A 14557-nucleotide genomic window follows, 5' to 3' on the forward strand; every position below is an offset into this window, starting at 1 on the left:
GGCCTATTTCTCCACCGACCAGAAGAGCGGGATCGCGGACGGTATGAGGTTGCGCAGTTGCGCGCGGTGGGCCGCCGGCTGGGCGAACTGGCCCCAGGGCACGGACATCGCCCTGTCATAGACGATCTCCTGGATCTGCGCCGCGATGCGCTGCCGCTCGGCGAGGGTCGGCGCCGCGGCGAAGGCGTCGAAGAGCGGCACGAGCGGGCGTTCGCAGTGGAAGCCGCCGGTCAGCGCCTCGGTGCAGTTGAAGCCGATGACGGAATTGGTCAGCGGCGATTGCAGGTCGACGCCGAGCGCATGCACGCCGAAGACGCTCCAGCCCTCGCGCCGCGTCCGCCGCGCGAGCACCGAGGCCCAGTCCATCACCTGCACATCCACGGTGAAGCCGGCGCGGCGCATGCGGTCGGCGAGGATCTCGGAGGACACCTTCGCCGCCTCCAGGTCGTTCGCCACCAGCACCACCACGGGCTCGCCGGCATAGCGGGTCTTCTTCAGCGCCTCGCGCGCCGCGTCGATGGAGGGGGAACGGAGCAGGGCGGTGCCGGCCTCGTTCTCATAGGGGCTGCCGCAGATGAAGAAGGCAAGGCAGGTGCGGGCATAGCGGTCGGAGAGGCCGAAGCCCGCCATCACCTCGCCCTGGTCGACGAGCTGGAGCAGCACGCGGCGGATCTCGGCGTCGGCGAAGGGGCCACTCGCCGCATTCAGCCGGTAATGGCCGGTGAACTGGTCGAGCCCGGTGAAATTCACCAGCCGCACGCGGCGGTCCCGCTCCAGCACGCTGAGCAGATCGAAGGGGGCGTACTGGATGTAGTCGATCTCGCCCGATTGCATGGCCGCTGTCGCGGTGGCGCCATCCGGCACCACGCGCAGGTCGAGCGCCTCGATCTTCACCACCTTGCCGCCGGCGAGACCGCTGCCCGGCTCGGGGCGAGGGCGGTAGGCGGCGTTCTTCCGCAGCAGCATGCGGTCTCCGGTGCGGTGCTCGGCACGGCTGTAGACGAAGGGGCCGGAGCCGACGATCTCGGTGATGCGCTCGGTGCCCGGGGTGCGTGCCAGGCGCTCCGGCATCATGAAGGGGCTGGGGCTCGAGGTGGTGCCGAGCGTATCCAGCACCAGCCCGTAGGGCGCCTTCAGCACCAGGGTGAACGTCTTCGCATCCACCGCGTCCAATGACGCGGTTGCGGCCATCAGCCGTCCGCCGAGCGCGCTGCGCGTGCCCCAGCGGCGCAGCGAGGCGACGCAATCGGCCGCCGTCACCGGCGTGCCGTCATGCCAGGCGAGGCCGTCGCGCAAGGTGAAGCGCCAGGTGAGGCCGTCCTCGGAGGTGGTCCAGCGCTCGACCATCTGCGGCCTTACCTGGCCCTCGCGGTCCATGGCGAAGAGCGTGTCGAAGACCATGTAGCCGAAGGTGCGGGTGATGTAGGCCGGGCTGAAATGCGGGTCGAGCGTGACGATCTCCGCCTCCAGCACCGCCGTCAGGGTCTGGGCCCGCAGCGGCGTGGCGAGCAAAAGGGCGAGCAGCAGGACGAGCCGGGCAAGCATCAGGCGGGGTCTCCAAGGCGCGGGCGCATGCTAAGCGGCTCCGTTCCGCTGGCAATCCGCCCACGCCGGGCTTTCGCCGTGCCGGCTGCCGGGTCTGGCGGTTTCAGCGGCAACGGGGCGGCCGGCTGCCCGGCTCGCGGGCGGCTTGTGGCACGGCCTCCCTTGCGGGCCGGCGACCGCCTGTTAGAAGCGAGATACCGAAGGACCGAGACCGGTCATGCAGCCCGACGCCGTTGCGGGCGGATGAGGCCAGCCATCAGGGAGCGCATTGCCTTGCCCCGTACCCTCCGAGTCGCCGCCGCGCAGATGGGCCCCAACCAGCGGGCCGACAGCCGTGAGGCCATCCTTGCCCGCATGCTGGCCCTGCTGGAGGGTGCGGCGCGGGAGGGTGCGCAGCTCGTCGTCTACCCGGAGCTCGCCTTCACCACCTTCTTCCCGCGCTGGCTGATCGAGGGGGCGGAGCTTGATGCCTATTTCGAGCGGGCGATGCCGAACCCGGCGGTGCAGCCGCTGTTCGACCGGGCGCGAGCGCTCCGCATCGGCTTCCAGGTCGGTTATGCCGAGCTGACGCCGGAGGGACAGCGCTTCAACAGCGCCATCACCACCGGGCCGGATGGCGCGATCCTCGCCAAGTACCGCAAGGTCCATCTGCCCGGCTCGGTCGAGCCGCGGCCGGGCGACCGCTTCCAGCAGCTGGAGAAGCGGTATTTCGAATATGGCGATGGCGGCTTCCAGGCCTTCCGCGGCCCGGCGGCCTGGGGCGCGCCGGTGATGGGCATGCTGATCTGCAATGACCGCCGCTGGCCCGAGGCCTGGCGCGTCTATGGGTTGCAGGGCGTCGAGCTCATGGTGATGGGCTACAATTCGGCCGCCTATGACCCGAATGGCGGGCGGACGGAGGACAGTGCGATCCGCACCTTCCACTCGACCCTCGCGGCCCAGGCCAATGCCTATATGAACGCCACCTGGGCGGTTTCGGTCGCCAAGGCCGGCGATGAGGATGGCTCCGGCTTGATCGGCGGTTCCTGCATCATCGACCCGAACGGGATGATCGTCGCCCAGGCGAAGACGCTGGGCGACGAGGTGCTGGTGGCGGAGATCGACCTCGACCTGTGCCGGCAGGGCAAGGAGAAGATGTTTAACTTCGCCGCCCACCGGCGACCCGAGCATTACCGCCGGATCGTCGACCAGGTCGGCGCCGAGCCGCCGGCCTGAGCCGGGGCCACGGGAGCGACCGGCAGCGGCGGAGCCGGCCGGCCCTCCCCAAGGCCTGCACCGGTCTGTGACCGGTAAGACAATACCCGGGAGACAACGCCATGACCGAGACCACCCGCCGCCGGTTGAATGCCGGCCTGGCCGCGAGCCTGCTTGCCGCCCCCGCCCTGGCCCAGGGCGGCTTCCCGAACCGTCCCGTGACCATCGTCGTGCCCTTCGCCCCCGGCGGCAGCACCGACGTGCTGACCCGGCTGTTGGCGGAGCGCATGACCGAGGTGCTCGGCAAGCCGGTGCAGGTGGAGAACCGCCCGGGCGGCAACACCATCATCGGGGCGGAGTACGCGGCCCGGGCCGAGCCGGACGGGCATACGGTGCTGATGGCGGCGGGCACGACGCTGACCATCAACCCGCTGATCTACCGCCGGCTCGCCTACAAGCCGGAGGACTTCACCCCAATCACGCTCGCCTCCACCTTCCCCTTCGCCGTGATCGCGCGGAAGGACGGGCCGGCTGATATCGCGGCGCTGGTCGCGGCGGCGAAGGCGCGGCCGGGGCGCATCACCTATGGCACCAACGGGCCGACCACGCTGACCAACATGGCGATGCTGATGGTGCTCGACCGGCTCGGGCTGCAGATGCAGGACGTGACCTACCGGGGCGACGCGGCGCAGCTGAACGACTTCCTCGCCGGCACACTCGACCTCCTGGTGGTGGCGGGCAGCACCGCGCTGCCTGTCTACCGCAACGACCAGGGCCGCATCCTGGGCTGGACCAGCGCGCAGCGCGTGGCCTCGACGCCGGACGTGCCGGCCTTCGCCGAGACCTGGCCGGGGCTGGTGGCAGAGAGCTGGTTCGGATTGCTCGCCCCGGCGCGCACGCCGGCGGCGGCGGTGGAGCGGCTGAATGCGGCGGCGGTGCAGGCGCTGCAGGACCCGAAGGTCCGCGAGCGGCTGACCAGCGACGGGCAGTTCCCGAAAGGCAGCACCCCGGAGGCCTTCGCGCAATTCATGGCGAGCGAGACGGAGCGCTGGCGGCCCATCCTCGGCAAGCTGGACGTTCCGCAGAACTGACCGCGTCTTGGCGGGCGGCGGCGCGGCGCGTAGCCTGCCGCCATCAACCAAGGGAGCGTCCAGGCCCATGATCCATGTCCTCGCCATCATCACCGCCAAGCCCGGCATGCGGGACCAGGTGCTGGAGGCCTTCCGCGCCAATATGCCGGCTGTCCATGCCGAGGATGGCTGCATCGAATATGGCCCGGCGATCGATGCCGAGGGGATGGGCGCCATCCAGACCCCGGTCGGGCCCGACGCCTTCGTCGTCATCGAGAAGTGGGAGAGCCTCGACGCCCTGAAGGCGCATGGCGCGGCGCCGCACATGAAGGCCTATGCGGCGAAGACCAAGGAGATGCTGGCCAGCCGGGTCATCCATGTGCTGACGCCGGCGGCCTAGCTCCCCACGACGCCTACCGCTTGAGTGCGGCGAGCACCTCCTCGGTATGCTCGCCGAGCCCAGGTGCGCGGCGTGGCGACCAGGGGCGGGCACGGTCGATGTTGATCGGCAGGCCCAGCACCTTCACGCCGCTCTCCGGCAGTGTCTGCACCATGTCGACCGCGGCGAATTGCTCGCTCGCCGCCAGCTCGCCGATATCGTTGACCGGCGCGCAGGGGACGCCGACGGCTTCCAGCGCCGCGAGCCAATGGTCGCGCGTGTTGCCGCGCAGCGCCTCGGCCACCAGCGGCAGCAGCTCCGTCTTGTTGCGGACGCGGCTGGCGCTGCGGGCGAAGCGCGGATCCTCCGCCCATTCGGGATGGCCAAGCACCTTCGCCGCGCGGGCGAAGAGCCTGTCGTTGCCGGCGGCGAGGCAGAGCGGGCGGTCGGCGGTTTCGAAGACCTGATAGGGCACGATGACGGCAGCGCCGGTGCCGTGGCGCGTCGGGACGTCGCCTGTCGCCAGGTGCTGGTTGACCTGCCCCTCGACCCAGAAAGCGGCCGTCTCCAGCAGCGAGGTGTCGATCAGGCAGCCGCGCCCGGTCTTGTCGCGCTGGCGCAGGCCGGCGAGGGCGCCGACGGCGCAGAACAGGCCGGTTGCCTTGTCGTTGATCGAGGCGCCGCAGAAGGTCGGCGGGTCCTGCGGCCGGCCGGTCATGCTCATCATGCCGCCGAAGGCCTGCAGCAGCGGGTCGAAACCCGGCCGCATGCGCATCGGCCCCTGATAGCCGAAGGCCCAGATCGAGCAGTAGACGAGGCGCGGATGCCGCTCGAGCATGGCCTCCGGGCCGATGCCGATCTCGTCCACCACGCCCGGGCGGAGGTTCTGGATCAGGATGTCGGCCGTCTCGCAGAGCGCGTGCAGCGTCTCGATATCGGCCGGGCTCTTCAGGTCCAGGATGACGCTGCGCTTGTTGCGGTTTTGGCTGTGGAAATAGAGCGAGGTTTCGCCATCCGGCCCGAAGGGCGGGCCCCAGATCCGCGCATCGTCGCCACCATCGGGCTTCTCGATCTTGATCACGTCGGCGCCGAGATCGGCCAGGATCACGCCGGCGAGCGGCCCCGCCAGCGCCTGGCCGACCTCGATCACCCTGACGCCCTCCAATGGCAAGCTCATTCCCTGGACCTCCTTGAATAGGTGGCTAAGCATAGTCGGGGACGACCGGCAGGGGTATCCTGGCGCGGAGGAAACGCCCAAAGAAACAAACCGGGGAACGAACCCATGAGCAGCCCGAATTCGCATTACGCTGCGGTCCGCGAGGAGTGGCTGGCCCGTCACCGCGAGGCGCCGGTCGATCCGGATCTGCCGATCATCGACCCGCATCATCACCTTTGGGACCGGCCCGGCTGGCGCTACCTGCTGCCGGAACTGCTGGCGGATACCGGGCAGGGCCATACCATCATCGCCACCGTCTTCGTGCAGTGCCGCGCGATGCACCGTGCCGACGGGCCGGAGGCGATGCAGCCGATCGGCGAGACGGAATTCGCCAATGGCGTCGCGGCCATGAGCGCAAGCGGGCTCTACGGCCCGATCCGCGCCTGCGCCGGCATCGTCAGCCATGCCAACCTGACGCTCGGCGCGGCGGTGCGGCCGGTGCTCGAGGCGCATATCGCGGCCGGCAACGGACGCTTCCGCGGCATCCGCCACATCACGAGCTGGGACGAGGATGAGTCACTCATCACCCCGGGCTATGCCACGCCGCGCGATATCCTCTACCGGGAGGAGTTCCGCGCCGGCTTCGCCCAGCTTGCACCGCTCGGTCTCAGCTTCGATGCCTGGCTCTATCATCCACAAATTCCGGATTTGACCGCACTCGCCCGCGCCTTCCCGGAAACGCCGATCGTGCTGGATCATGTCGGCGGGCCGCTTGGCATCAAGGCCTATGCCGGGAAACGGGATGCGGTCTTCGCCGAGTGGCGGGCGGCCATGGCAGAACTGGCCACCTGCCCGAATGTCTCGGTCAAGCTTGGTGGCCTTGGCATGCGCATCAACGGTTTCGGCTTCGAGGAGCGAGTGGAGCCGCCGGACTCCGATACGCTCGCGGCAGCCTGGAAGCCCTATATCAACAGCACCATTGAACTGTTCGGCGCGGCACGCTGCATGTTCGAGAGCAACTTCCCGGTGGACAAGGGCAGCTACAGCTACGGTGTCTTCTGGAACGCCTGCAAGAAGCTCGCGGCCGGCGCCTCCGCCGAGGAGCGCCACGCGCTCTTCAGCGGGACGGCCAGCCGCTTCTACCGGCTCGGCCTCGCATAGATGCCCATGCCGTTATAGGGCGCATAGGGTGGGAAGGCGCCGATCGCGGCCATGTCCACCTCGATCAGCGAGGGGCCGGGCGTGGCCACGGCCCGTTCCACCACGCCGGCCAGCTCGCCGATGGACGAAACCTTGAAGCCGGGCAGGCCGGCGACGGCAGCCAAGGCCTGGAAATCCGGCCCCTGCAGGTCGCCGAAGAACATGCGGCCATCCTGCAACGCGCCCTGGATATGCTTGATGACGCCATAGCCGCGGTCGTTCATCACCATGACGATCAGCTCCGCGCGCTCCTGCACCGCGGTCCAGAGCTCGGTCTGGTTCAGTGCGAAGCCGCCATCGCCGACCATGGCGATGGTCTTGCGGCTCCCTCCCGCCATCGCCGCGCCAATGCCGAGCGGCAGGCCGGGACCAATGGCGGCGCTCACCGGATGCACTGCGTCGCGCGGGCCATAGACCGGGAAGATGCGGTTGCCCCAGGAGGAATTGCTGAGGGTGACGTCACGCACGAAGAGCGCGTCGCGCGGCAGGGCACCGCGCAGCGCCGCCGGGAACTCGGCATAGGGGCCGAGTGTATCGCGGTAATCGGCCGTGGCACGGCGGCGCATCTCGGCGAAGTCCGCGGCGAAGCCCGGATCGATGGCGATGCGTCCGGCCAGCCGCTCCGCCAACCCGGCCATCACCAGCGCCGCATCGCCGCAGATGAAGGCGGTGCTGGGATAGGTACGGCCATTGGCGCGCGGGTCGGTATCGGCATGGATCAGCGTCTTCGGGAGCTGCAGCGAGAAGTCCATCGTCTCGTGCCCGCGCAGCCGGCTGCCGACGACCAGCATGGCATCCACCGTGCCGTAGAATTCCTGCACCCGGGGCGAGCCATTGCCATGCATCCCGCCGAGGGTCATCGGATGATCCTCGGGGACGATCCCCCGCCCGTTCCAGGAGGAGACCGCGCCGAAGCCGAGCTCCATCAGCCGCATCGCCTCGGCGCCGGCCCCCTTAGCGCCGTTGCCGAGCCAGAGCATGGGCCGCCGCGCCGCGGCGAGGATCGCGGCCGCCTCGTCCAGCGCGGCCGGATCGGGCGGCAGGGCGGGCGGGACGGGTAGGACCAGCCGGTCCAGCTCCGCCGGGCGCGGGATGGCGGTGCGCTGGATGTCGATCGGGATCTCGATGCTGACCGGGCCCATGGGCGGCGTCAGCGCCAGCGCCGCGGCACGGGTCAGCACGCCGAGCGCCTCCGCCGCCGAGCGGATGCGGAAGGCGGATTTGGAGACGGCGGCCAGCATCGCCGTCTGGCCCGGCACGTCATGCACCGTGCCCATGTCGCGGTCGATATATTTGGTCGCGGTCTGGCCAGTGATATGCAGCACCGGCGAGCCGGCGAACCGGGCTTCGACCAGGCCGGGCACCGTGTTGGCCGCGCCGGGGCCGGTCGAGGAGAAGACCACGCCGAGATGGCCGGATGCGCGCGCATAGGCATCCGCCATATGCCCCGCCCCCATCTCGCCGCGCGCCATGATGTAGCGGATGGCATTGCGTCGGCCGATGCCGTCCAGCATCGGGATGTTGTGCACCGAGACGATGCCGAAGCAGGTGGTGACGCCGATGCGCGCCAGGAATTCGGCGACGAGGTCGCCGACATTGTAGGGGCTTTCCGCCATGGCTGCTTCCCGCTTCCTCTCCGAAGCGGGAAGTCTGCCAGCTAATGCTGGGGGAGGAAACGCAGCCCGCTCGCCCGCGCGGCATTCACCACCAGGGCCGCGATCCGCCCGCCCGCGTCACGCTCCAGCACTGCATCGACCCAGCCTTGGAACAAGGTGCCGGGCGTGCGGATGCGGATGGCATCGCCCGCGACCGGCTCCAGCGGCCACGGTCCGGCGACAGTCAGCGGGCCGCGCACCTGCACCGCCAGCCCGCCCTCCTGCGGCGCGATGGTCCAGGTGGCGCCGAGCTCCTCGCAATGCCAAGTCCCTTCCAGCCCGGCGGGCAGGCTGGCCTCCGCTGGCGCGCGACGGAAGCGGGTCCGCGTACCGGCATCGGTCTCGAGGATGAGGCTGTCACCCTCCGGCAGGCCGACGGTGAAGGGAAAGACGCCGCGCTGGGCAACGAGCCGGCCGTCCTCGGTCGGAGCGAGGGGGAAGGGCACGCCATGCTGCGTGGCGGTCGGGCCTTCGGCGAATTCCACCGTGGCGCCGCTCTCCGGTGCGACCCAGCGGCCGAACAGGCCATCGAGGCGAGGCATGGGCGGCACGGGGTGGAGGCCGGGCGTACCCTCCAGCGCCGCGTCCAGCAGGCGGTGGGCGAGGGCATGGGTGTCGATCCCGCCATGATTGGCGATGGCGATGACCGTCATGTCCCGCTCCGGCACGCGGAGGAAGCAGGTCTTAAAGCCGGGCCAGAGCCCGCCGTGGTCGACAGTGCGAAAGCCACGATAGGTCGTGACCTCCAGCCCGCGGGCGTAGAGGTTCGGCTGGCCATTGGCGAAGGGCAGGGGGGCCACCAGCGCCTCGGCCAGGCCGGGGACGCGCCCGGTGGTGAAGTTGCGATCCCACAGCGCCAGATCCTCGACGCAGGAGACGAGGCCGCCCTCGCCCCCGAGGGGGAAGCCGTGCAACGCGCGGACGAAGCCTTCGCCCTGTGGCAGGTAGCCGGTGGCGAGGCCGGGCACGACCTCCGTCACGCTCGGCGTGTGCCGGGTCCGCGTCATCCCGAGCGGGGTGAAGATGCGACGGGCGAGAAAATCCCCGAGCGCCTCGCCGCTCACCGCCTCGACGATGCGGCCGAGCAGGAGGAAGCCGGTATTCGAGTAGCGGAAGCGGGTGCCGGGGGTGAAGTTGAGGCCGCGCTGCCGTCCGATGGCGGCCAGCAGCTCCTCGGTGCGCCAGGGCTGGGAGAGGTCGGCGCCGCCAAGGCGCATCAGCTCCAGCATGTCCCTGAGGCCGGAGACGTTGTGCATGAGCTGGTCGATGCTGATGCGGGTGCCGAGATCCGGCAGTTCCGGTAGGTGGTCGTGGATGGAATCCTCGACCGAGAGCCGGCCCTCGGCTGCCAGCAGCAGGATGGCGGCGCAGGTGAATTGCTTGCTGACCGAGGCGATGCGGAAGCAGGTCTCCAGCCCGATCGGGACGCCGAGCTCGAGGCTGGCGAGGCCGGCGCTCTCATGCAGCGCCAGCGTGCCCTCCCGCACCAGGCCGAGTGTGGCGCCGGGCGAGTCCGGACGGTCCCAGGGTGCCAGCAGGCGGCGGGCCTGGCGGCGCAAGGCGATGTCGTCGAGCGCAGCCATCAGTGCAGCCGCGGCGGCTTGAGGAAGGCGCGGCGGTCGATCGAGGTGACCGAGAGGTCGCGGGGTGCCGCCTCCCGCGAGATGGTCAGCGGCACGCGGGTGCCGGCATTGCCGCAGGCCCAGATCGCGCGCCAAAGGCCGGCGAGGTCGGAAACCTTCTGCCCGCCTACGGCCAACAGCCGGTCCCCCTCCTGCAGCCCCGCCTTCTGCGCCGGCCCGTTCCGGGCGGTGGAGGAGACCAGGACGCCGTCCTCGTCCTCCCCGGCATAGAGGCCGAGCCAGGGGCGGGCGGGGCGATTGGGCCGGCCGTAATTCAGCAGGTCGTCCAGCACGGGCGGCAGCAGGCTGGCCGGCACCACCATGTTGAGATCGACCCGCCGCCCCTTGCCGTCCTGCTGCTGCATGACGAGGGAGCCGATGCCCATCAGCTTGCCGTCACCGCCGATCAGCCCCGCGCCGCCCCAGGAGGGATGCGCCGGCGCGGTGAAGAGCGCCTCCTCCAGCATGTATTCCCAGTAGCCGGCAAATTCCTGGCGGGCAGCGATGGTGCAGCGGAGCGCATGGCCACGGCCGCCTGCGCTGGCCAGCACTGCCACATCGCCCGGCCGTGGCGCCTCTCCGGTTTCGAGCGGCAGGGCGGGCAGGTCGAGCCGCCCGAGGGCCTGGATCAGCCCGAAGCCGGTCTCGAAATCATGGGCCAGAGCATGGCCGGGGATGGCGCGGCCATCATGCGTCGTCAGCCAGATGCTCTCCGCCTCGGTGACGATATAGCCGATGGTGGCGATCAGCCCGTCAGGGCGAATCACCACGCCGCTGCCCACCCGCTCGGTGCCGAGGGTCTGGGCGGTGAAGGCATCAGCTGGCACCAGCGCCTTCACCCCGACCACCGAGCGCAGCGCCTGATCCAGGTCGAAATCATGATCGGCCGGATCCGGCTGCAGTTCCGGCGGGATCGCCCATTCGCTGGATGCCATGCAAGCCTTCCGTTCCGGTGAGTAGTCCTGGGTGCCGACCAATATCGGCAGTCGAGGGCACTTCGCCAACGCGCGAGATGCGATCCGCGGCAATCCGATGACGGCAGGGCTGGTCGCCACGCTGGTGGTGTTATATTGTAACATCATGTTTGCCCCCCGACGCGCCCTCCTGGCCTCGCCCGCCCTGCTCCTGCCGCGACTCGCCTCGGCCCAGGCCCGGCCAGTGGTGGTCGCCTCATTTTCCATCCTGGGCGACATGGTCCGGCAGCTGGCCGGGGATGCGGTGGAACTCCGTGTGCTGGCCGGACCGGAGACGGATGCGCATCTCTTCCAACCACGGCCCTCTGAGGCGCGGGCGATCGAGGGCGCGGCGCTCGTCATTCGCAACGGGATTGGCTTCGAACCCTGGCTGGACCGCCTGTTGCGCAGCACCAACTATCGCGGCGCCCTGGTGACGGCGAGCGATGGCATCACGCTCCGCCCGGCGGAATCGGGCCACAACCATGGGTCCGACCCGCATGCCTGGCAGGATGTGCGGCTGGCCCGCGCCTATGCCGCCGGGATCGCCCGCGGGCTTGGCGCCATCCTGCCTGCCGCCGCGGTTCGGGCCGGCGAGTACGACGCCCGTCTGGCCGCGCTTGACGCCTGGGTGGCCGGCGAGATCGGCCGTGTGCCGCCGGAGCGGCGAGTGGTCGTCACCAGCCATGATGCCTTCGGCTATTTCGCCGCCCGCTATGGCGTGCGGATGCTGGCGCCCCAGGGCGTGGCACCCAATGCCCAGCCTTCGGCGGCCCAGGTCGCGGCACTGATCCGGCAGCTCCGGGCGGAGCGTGTCTCGGCCGTCTTCATCGAGGGGCTTGGCAGCCAGGCGGTCATGGAGCGGCTGGCGCGGGATGCCGGCGTCACCGTCCGTGGCCGGCTCTATGCTGACACCCTCTCGCCGCCCGGTGGCCCGGCACCGAGTTACGAGGCCATGATGCGGCACAATCTCGGCCTGCTGGTCCCGGCGATGCTGGGGGCAACCGCACCCTGAGCCCGGGCGCTTGCGCCCCATGCCTGAGCCCTTGCCGCCCGACTGGATCGATCCGCCCGACCTCGCCACCGCCCGTGCCGCCCAGGTTGCCCTCGCGGCCCGGGTGGTGACGGAGGATTCGTTCGGCCCGGTGCGGCTGATCGGCGGCGTCGACATCAGCAACACTCGATTCGACCCGGAAAACCTCGTCTTCGCTGCCGTGGTGGTGCTGGCCTGGCCGGGGCTGGAGGTCGTGGCGAGCGCCTCCGCCGTGCGGCGGGCGACCATGCCCTATATCCCCGGCTTCCTCGGCTTCCGTGAGGTACCGGCACTGCTCGAAGCCTGGGCGAAGCTGCGGGAGACGCCGGATCTCGTGCTGGTGGATGGGCATGGCATCGCCCATCCGCGGGGCCTCGGCATCGCTTCCCATCTCGGGGTGGTGCTGGAGGTGCCGAGCATCGGCGTCGCCAAGTCGCCCCTGGTGGGGCGACCCGAGGGGGAGCTGGGCGACTCGCCGGGGGCGGCGGTGCCACTCGCCTGGAAGGGCCGGGTGCTGGGGACGGTGCTGCGCACGCGGCGGCGCTCGAACCCGCTCTATATCTCGCCGGGCCATCGCGTCTCGCCCGCCACGGCAGTCGATTGGGTGCAGCGGTGCGGCACCGGCTACCGCCTGCCGGAGCCGACGCGCCAGGCGCATCTGGCAGCCAATGTGGCGCGGCGGGCGCATGGGGTCGCCAAGATGGGGGAGGCGGAGTAGATCGCGCCCATGCATCGTCTCTGGCTTGCCCTGGGCGCCCTCGCCGGGCTCACCGCTGTCGGTCTCGCGGCCTGGGCCGCGCATGGCGCGCCGGCCCGGCTCGATGCGGCGCGGCTCGCCATGCTGGCGAATGGCATCCAGATGCAGGGCTGGCATGCTCTGGCCCTGCTGGCGACGGCGCTCTGGGCGGAGCGGCGGGGCGGGGTGCTGGTGCATCTCGCGGGCGCGGGCTTTGCGCTCGGGCTGATCCTCTTCTGTGGCGGCGTCTATGCGGTGGCGATCGGCGGCGTTTCGCTCGGCGCGATGGCGCCAGCGGGCGGCATCACGCTGATGGCGGCCTGGGCGTTGCTTGGCCTGTCCGCGGTCTTCAACACCCCGGGGCGGCGGTGATCGGCGCCGCCTATCTCGCAGCCGAGGGCTTCGAGGCGGAGCTGGCGGAGGAGTTGCGCCGCGCCGGCCGCAGCATCGCCGGCTGGCACGGGCGCCTCGCCCTCTCGCCCGAGCCGCCGGCGACCGTGGCCTGGGCGCTCGAGGCCTGGACTGCGCCGCAGGAGGTGCCGGCCCCCTCGGTGAAGGCGGCGGCCGACGCGCTGCGGGCGATCCAGCGCAACTGGGCGCTCTATGCCCATGGCCAGCACCGTCGCGCCGCCTTGATCGCCGAGCGGCTGCCGCCGGTGAAGGCGCGGCCGCTGCGCTTCCCTGAGGCGGCGCCAACAGCCCATCTCGGTGCCTGGACCCTGCTGTCATCGGACCGGTTGCTGCTCAGCCCGACCAAGACCAGCCCCTTCGTCAATGGCGCGGTGCAATTCGTCGAGGACCGGGAGGGACCGCCGAGCCGCGCCTATCTCAAGCTCTGGGAGGCGCTGACGCGGGCCGGACGCTGGCCGCAACCAGGCGAGACCTGCCTCGATCTCGGGGCTTCGCCAGGGGGGTGGACCTGGGCCCTGGCCCAGCTTGGTGCGCAGGTGGTGGCGGTGGACAAGGCGCCGCTCGATCCGGCGGTAGCCGCGCTGCCCGGCGTCTCCATGCGACAGGAAAGTGCCTTCGGGCTCGACCCGCGGCAAATGCCCGCTGTCGATTGGCTGTTCAGCGACGTGATCTGCTACCCACGCCGGCTGCTCGCCCTGGTGCAGCGCTGGCTGGAGGCGGGGCGGACCCGCAACCTATGCTGCACCATCAAGTTCCAGGGCGAGACCGACCATGACGCGGCCGCCGATTTCGCCGCGATTCCTGGCGCGATGGTCTTCCACGGGGCACACAACAAGCATGAGTTGATGGTGGTGCGGCTCGGCTGAGCTGGCACGCCGGGTGCTGTGTGTCCTGATGCTGCGGGCCGGCATGGGGCCGGGCTGCGGCGGAGGACCACAGGGGATGCAGGTTTCGGCTTCGGGCAGCGCCGGCAATGCGGCCATGATCCAGCAGATGCGGGAGCGGATGTTCAGCCGCGCTGACAAGGATGGCGACGGCAGCCTCACGCTCGATGAATTCCAACCCCTCGCCAGGCCGGCAGCCTCTGCCGGGACAGGGGCAATGGATGCCACCTTCAAGGCGCTCGATGCCGATGGCGACGGCAGGCTGAGCAGCGCAGAGATGGCTCAGGCCCGGCCGCACCGCCACGGCGGTGGCCGGATGGGCACGGGAGCGGATGGCATGGCGACGCTGCTCGGCGTGCAGGAGAGCAGCCAGGGCCAGAGCCCGGGCGGGATCGAGGCGGTGATGGCGCGGATGCTGCGGGCCTATGGTGGCAAGGTGGGGGCGGCCTGATCAGGCTGGAAGGCCCGATGCAGTGACGGCATGGTGCAGGCCAGGAAAGGGTGATCTGCCATGATGCTGCGTCCCATTGCTGCCTTGACCCTGCTGGTGGCCCTTGCTGGCTGCAGCGGATGGCGGCCGATCGGCATCAGCCTGCCTGGCGGCCCGACCCGTGGCACCATGACCTATGACGAGGCCATGGGCGCACGAACCGGCCTGACCCGGCTGGAGAGGGTGCCGCCGACCGAGCGCTGAGCCCCGAGTCTGGACCTTCGGCCGT

Annotated in this window: 15 protein-coding genes; 10 read left to right on the forward strand and 5 right to left on the reverse strand. The window is 70.4% G+C overall.

Features of this window, described 5'->3' with window-relative positions; genetic code table 11:
* Positions 1–3 precede the first annotated feature (3 nt).
* Positions 4–1545, reverse strand: a complete 1542-nt coding sequence (locus BLR02_RS19835) for an ABC transporter substrate-binding protein (protein WP_090664374.1) — start codon at positions 1543–1545, stop codon at positions 4–6.
* 273 nt (positions 1546–1818) lie between these two features.
* Between BLR02_RS19835 and BLR02_RS19840 the strand changes: the two genes are divergently transcribed.
* From BLR02_RS19840 to BLR02_RS19850, 3 genes are all read left to right on the forward strand, one after another.
* Positions 1819–2760 carry an N-carbamoyl-D-amino-acid hydrolase gene (locus BLR02_RS19840; protein WP_218127999.1) on the forward strand — a complete coding sequence of 314 codons (942 nt, stop codon included), beginning with the start codon at positions 1819–1821 and terminating at the stop codon, positions 2758–2760.
* Positions 2761–2861: 101 nt separating this feature from the next.
* Positions 2862–3830 (forward strand): Bug family tripartite tricarboxylate transporter substrate binding protein, encoded by a 969-nt coding sequence (locus BLR02_RS19845; RefSeq protein WP_090567314.1) that lies wholly within the window; start codon positions 2862–2864, stop codon positions 3828–3830.
* Between the two features lie 67 nt (positions 3831–3897).
* A complete protein-coding gene (locus BLR02_RS19850; RefSeq protein WP_090567317.1) occupies positions 3898–4209 on the forward strand; it encodes a putative quinol monooxygenase in 312 nt (103 codons plus the stop codon).
* Positions 4210–4222: 13 nt separating this feature from the next.
* Here the strand turns inward: BLR02_RS19850 and BLR02_RS19855 are convergent, their stop codons facing one another.
* Positions 4223–5365, reverse strand: a complete 1143-nt coding sequence (locus BLR02_RS19855; RefSeq protein WP_090567321.1) for a CaiB/BaiF CoA transferase family protein — start codon at positions 5363–5365, stop codon at positions 4223–4225.
* Between the two features lie 105 nt (positions 5366–5470).
* Here BLR02_RS19855 and BLR02_RS19860 point away from each other — a divergent pair, with 105 nt between their 5' ends.
* Entirely contained in the window at positions 5471–6505 is a 1035-nt protein-coding gene (locus BLR02_RS19860) for an amidohydrolase family protein (protein ID WP_090664376.1), read from the forward strand.
* Here BLR02_RS19860 and BLR02_RS19865 read toward each other — a convergent pair.
* The 3 genes from BLR02_RS19865 to BLR02_RS19875 are packed head-to-tail and all read right to left on the reverse strand — an operon-like array spanning position 6484 to position 10756.
* The gene (locus BLR02_RS19865; RefSeq protein WP_090664377.1) at positions 6484–8160 is read right to left on the reverse strand and encodes a thiamine pyrophosphate-binding protein; all 1677 of its coding nucleotides are present in this window, start codon (positions 8158–8160) and stop codon (positions 6484–6486) included. The two genes, BLR02_RS19860 and BLR02_RS19865, sit on opposite strands and share 22 nt — an antisense overlap.
* A 41-nt stretch (positions 8161–8201) precedes the next feature.
* The gene (locus tag BLR02_RS19870; protein ID WP_090567331.1) at positions 8202–9782 is read right to left on the reverse strand and encodes a serine hydrolase domain-containing protein; all 1581 of its coding nucleotides are present in this window, start codon (positions 9780–9782) and stop codon (positions 8202–8204) included.
* A complete protein-coding gene (locus tag BLR02_RS19875) occupies positions 9782–10756 on the reverse strand; it encodes a S1C family serine protease (RefSeq protein ID WP_090567335.1) in 975 nt (324 codons plus the stop codon). Before BLR02_RS19875 ends, BLR02_RS19870 begins: the two co-directional genes overlap by 1 nt.
* Positions 10757–10901: 145 nt before the next feature.
* Between BLR02_RS19875 and BLR02_RS19880 the strand changes: the two genes are divergently transcribed.
* The 6 genes from BLR02_RS19880 (at position 10902) to BLR02_RS19905 (ending at position 14532) form a co-directional block, all read left to right on the forward strand.
* Entirely contained in the window at positions 10902–11789 is an 888-nt protein-coding gene (locus BLR02_RS19880) for a metal ABC transporter solute-binding protein, Zn/Mn family (protein WP_090664391.1), read from the forward strand.
* 19 nt (positions 11790–11808) lie between these two features.
* On the forward strand, positions 11809–12525 hold the full coding sequence (gene nfi / locus BLR02_RS19885) for a deoxyribonuclease V (protein ID WP_090567337.1): 717 nt from the start codon (positions 11809–11811) through the stop codon (positions 12523–12525).
* 9 nt (positions 12526–12534) lie between these two features.
* Positions 12535–12915, forward strand: a complete 381-nt coding sequence (locus BLR02_RS19890; RefSeq protein WP_090567340.1) for a DUF423 domain-containing protein — start codon at positions 12535–12537, stop codon at positions 12913–12915.
* Positions 12912–13820, forward strand: coding sequence for an SAM-dependent methyltransferase (locus BLR02_RS19895; protein ID WP_090567342.1), 909 nt, complete (start codon positions 12912–12914; stop codon positions 13818–13820). Before BLR02_RS19890 ends, BLR02_RS19895 begins: the two co-directional genes overlap by 4 nt.
* A 76-nt stretch (positions 13821–13896) precedes the next feature.
* The gene (locus tag BLR02_RS19900) at positions 13897–14289 is read left to right on the forward strand and encodes an EF-hand domain-containing protein (RefSeq protein ID WP_176849694.1); all 393 of its coding nucleotides are present in this window, start codon (positions 13897–13899) and stop codon (positions 14287–14289) included.
* Positions 14290–14349: 60 nt separating this feature from the next.
* The gene (locus BLR02_RS19905) at positions 14350–14532 is read left to right on the forward strand and encodes a hypothetical protein (RefSeq protein WP_090567347.1); all 183 of its coding nucleotides are present in this window, start codon (positions 14350–14352) and stop codon (positions 14530–14532) included.
* Positions 14533–14557: the final 25 nt, after the last annotated feature.

The organism is Belnapia rosea, from assembly GCF_900101615.1.
Taxonomy (GTDB): Bacteria; Pseudomonadota; Alphaproteobacteria; order Acetobacterales; family Acetobacteraceae; genus Belnapia; species Belnapia rosea.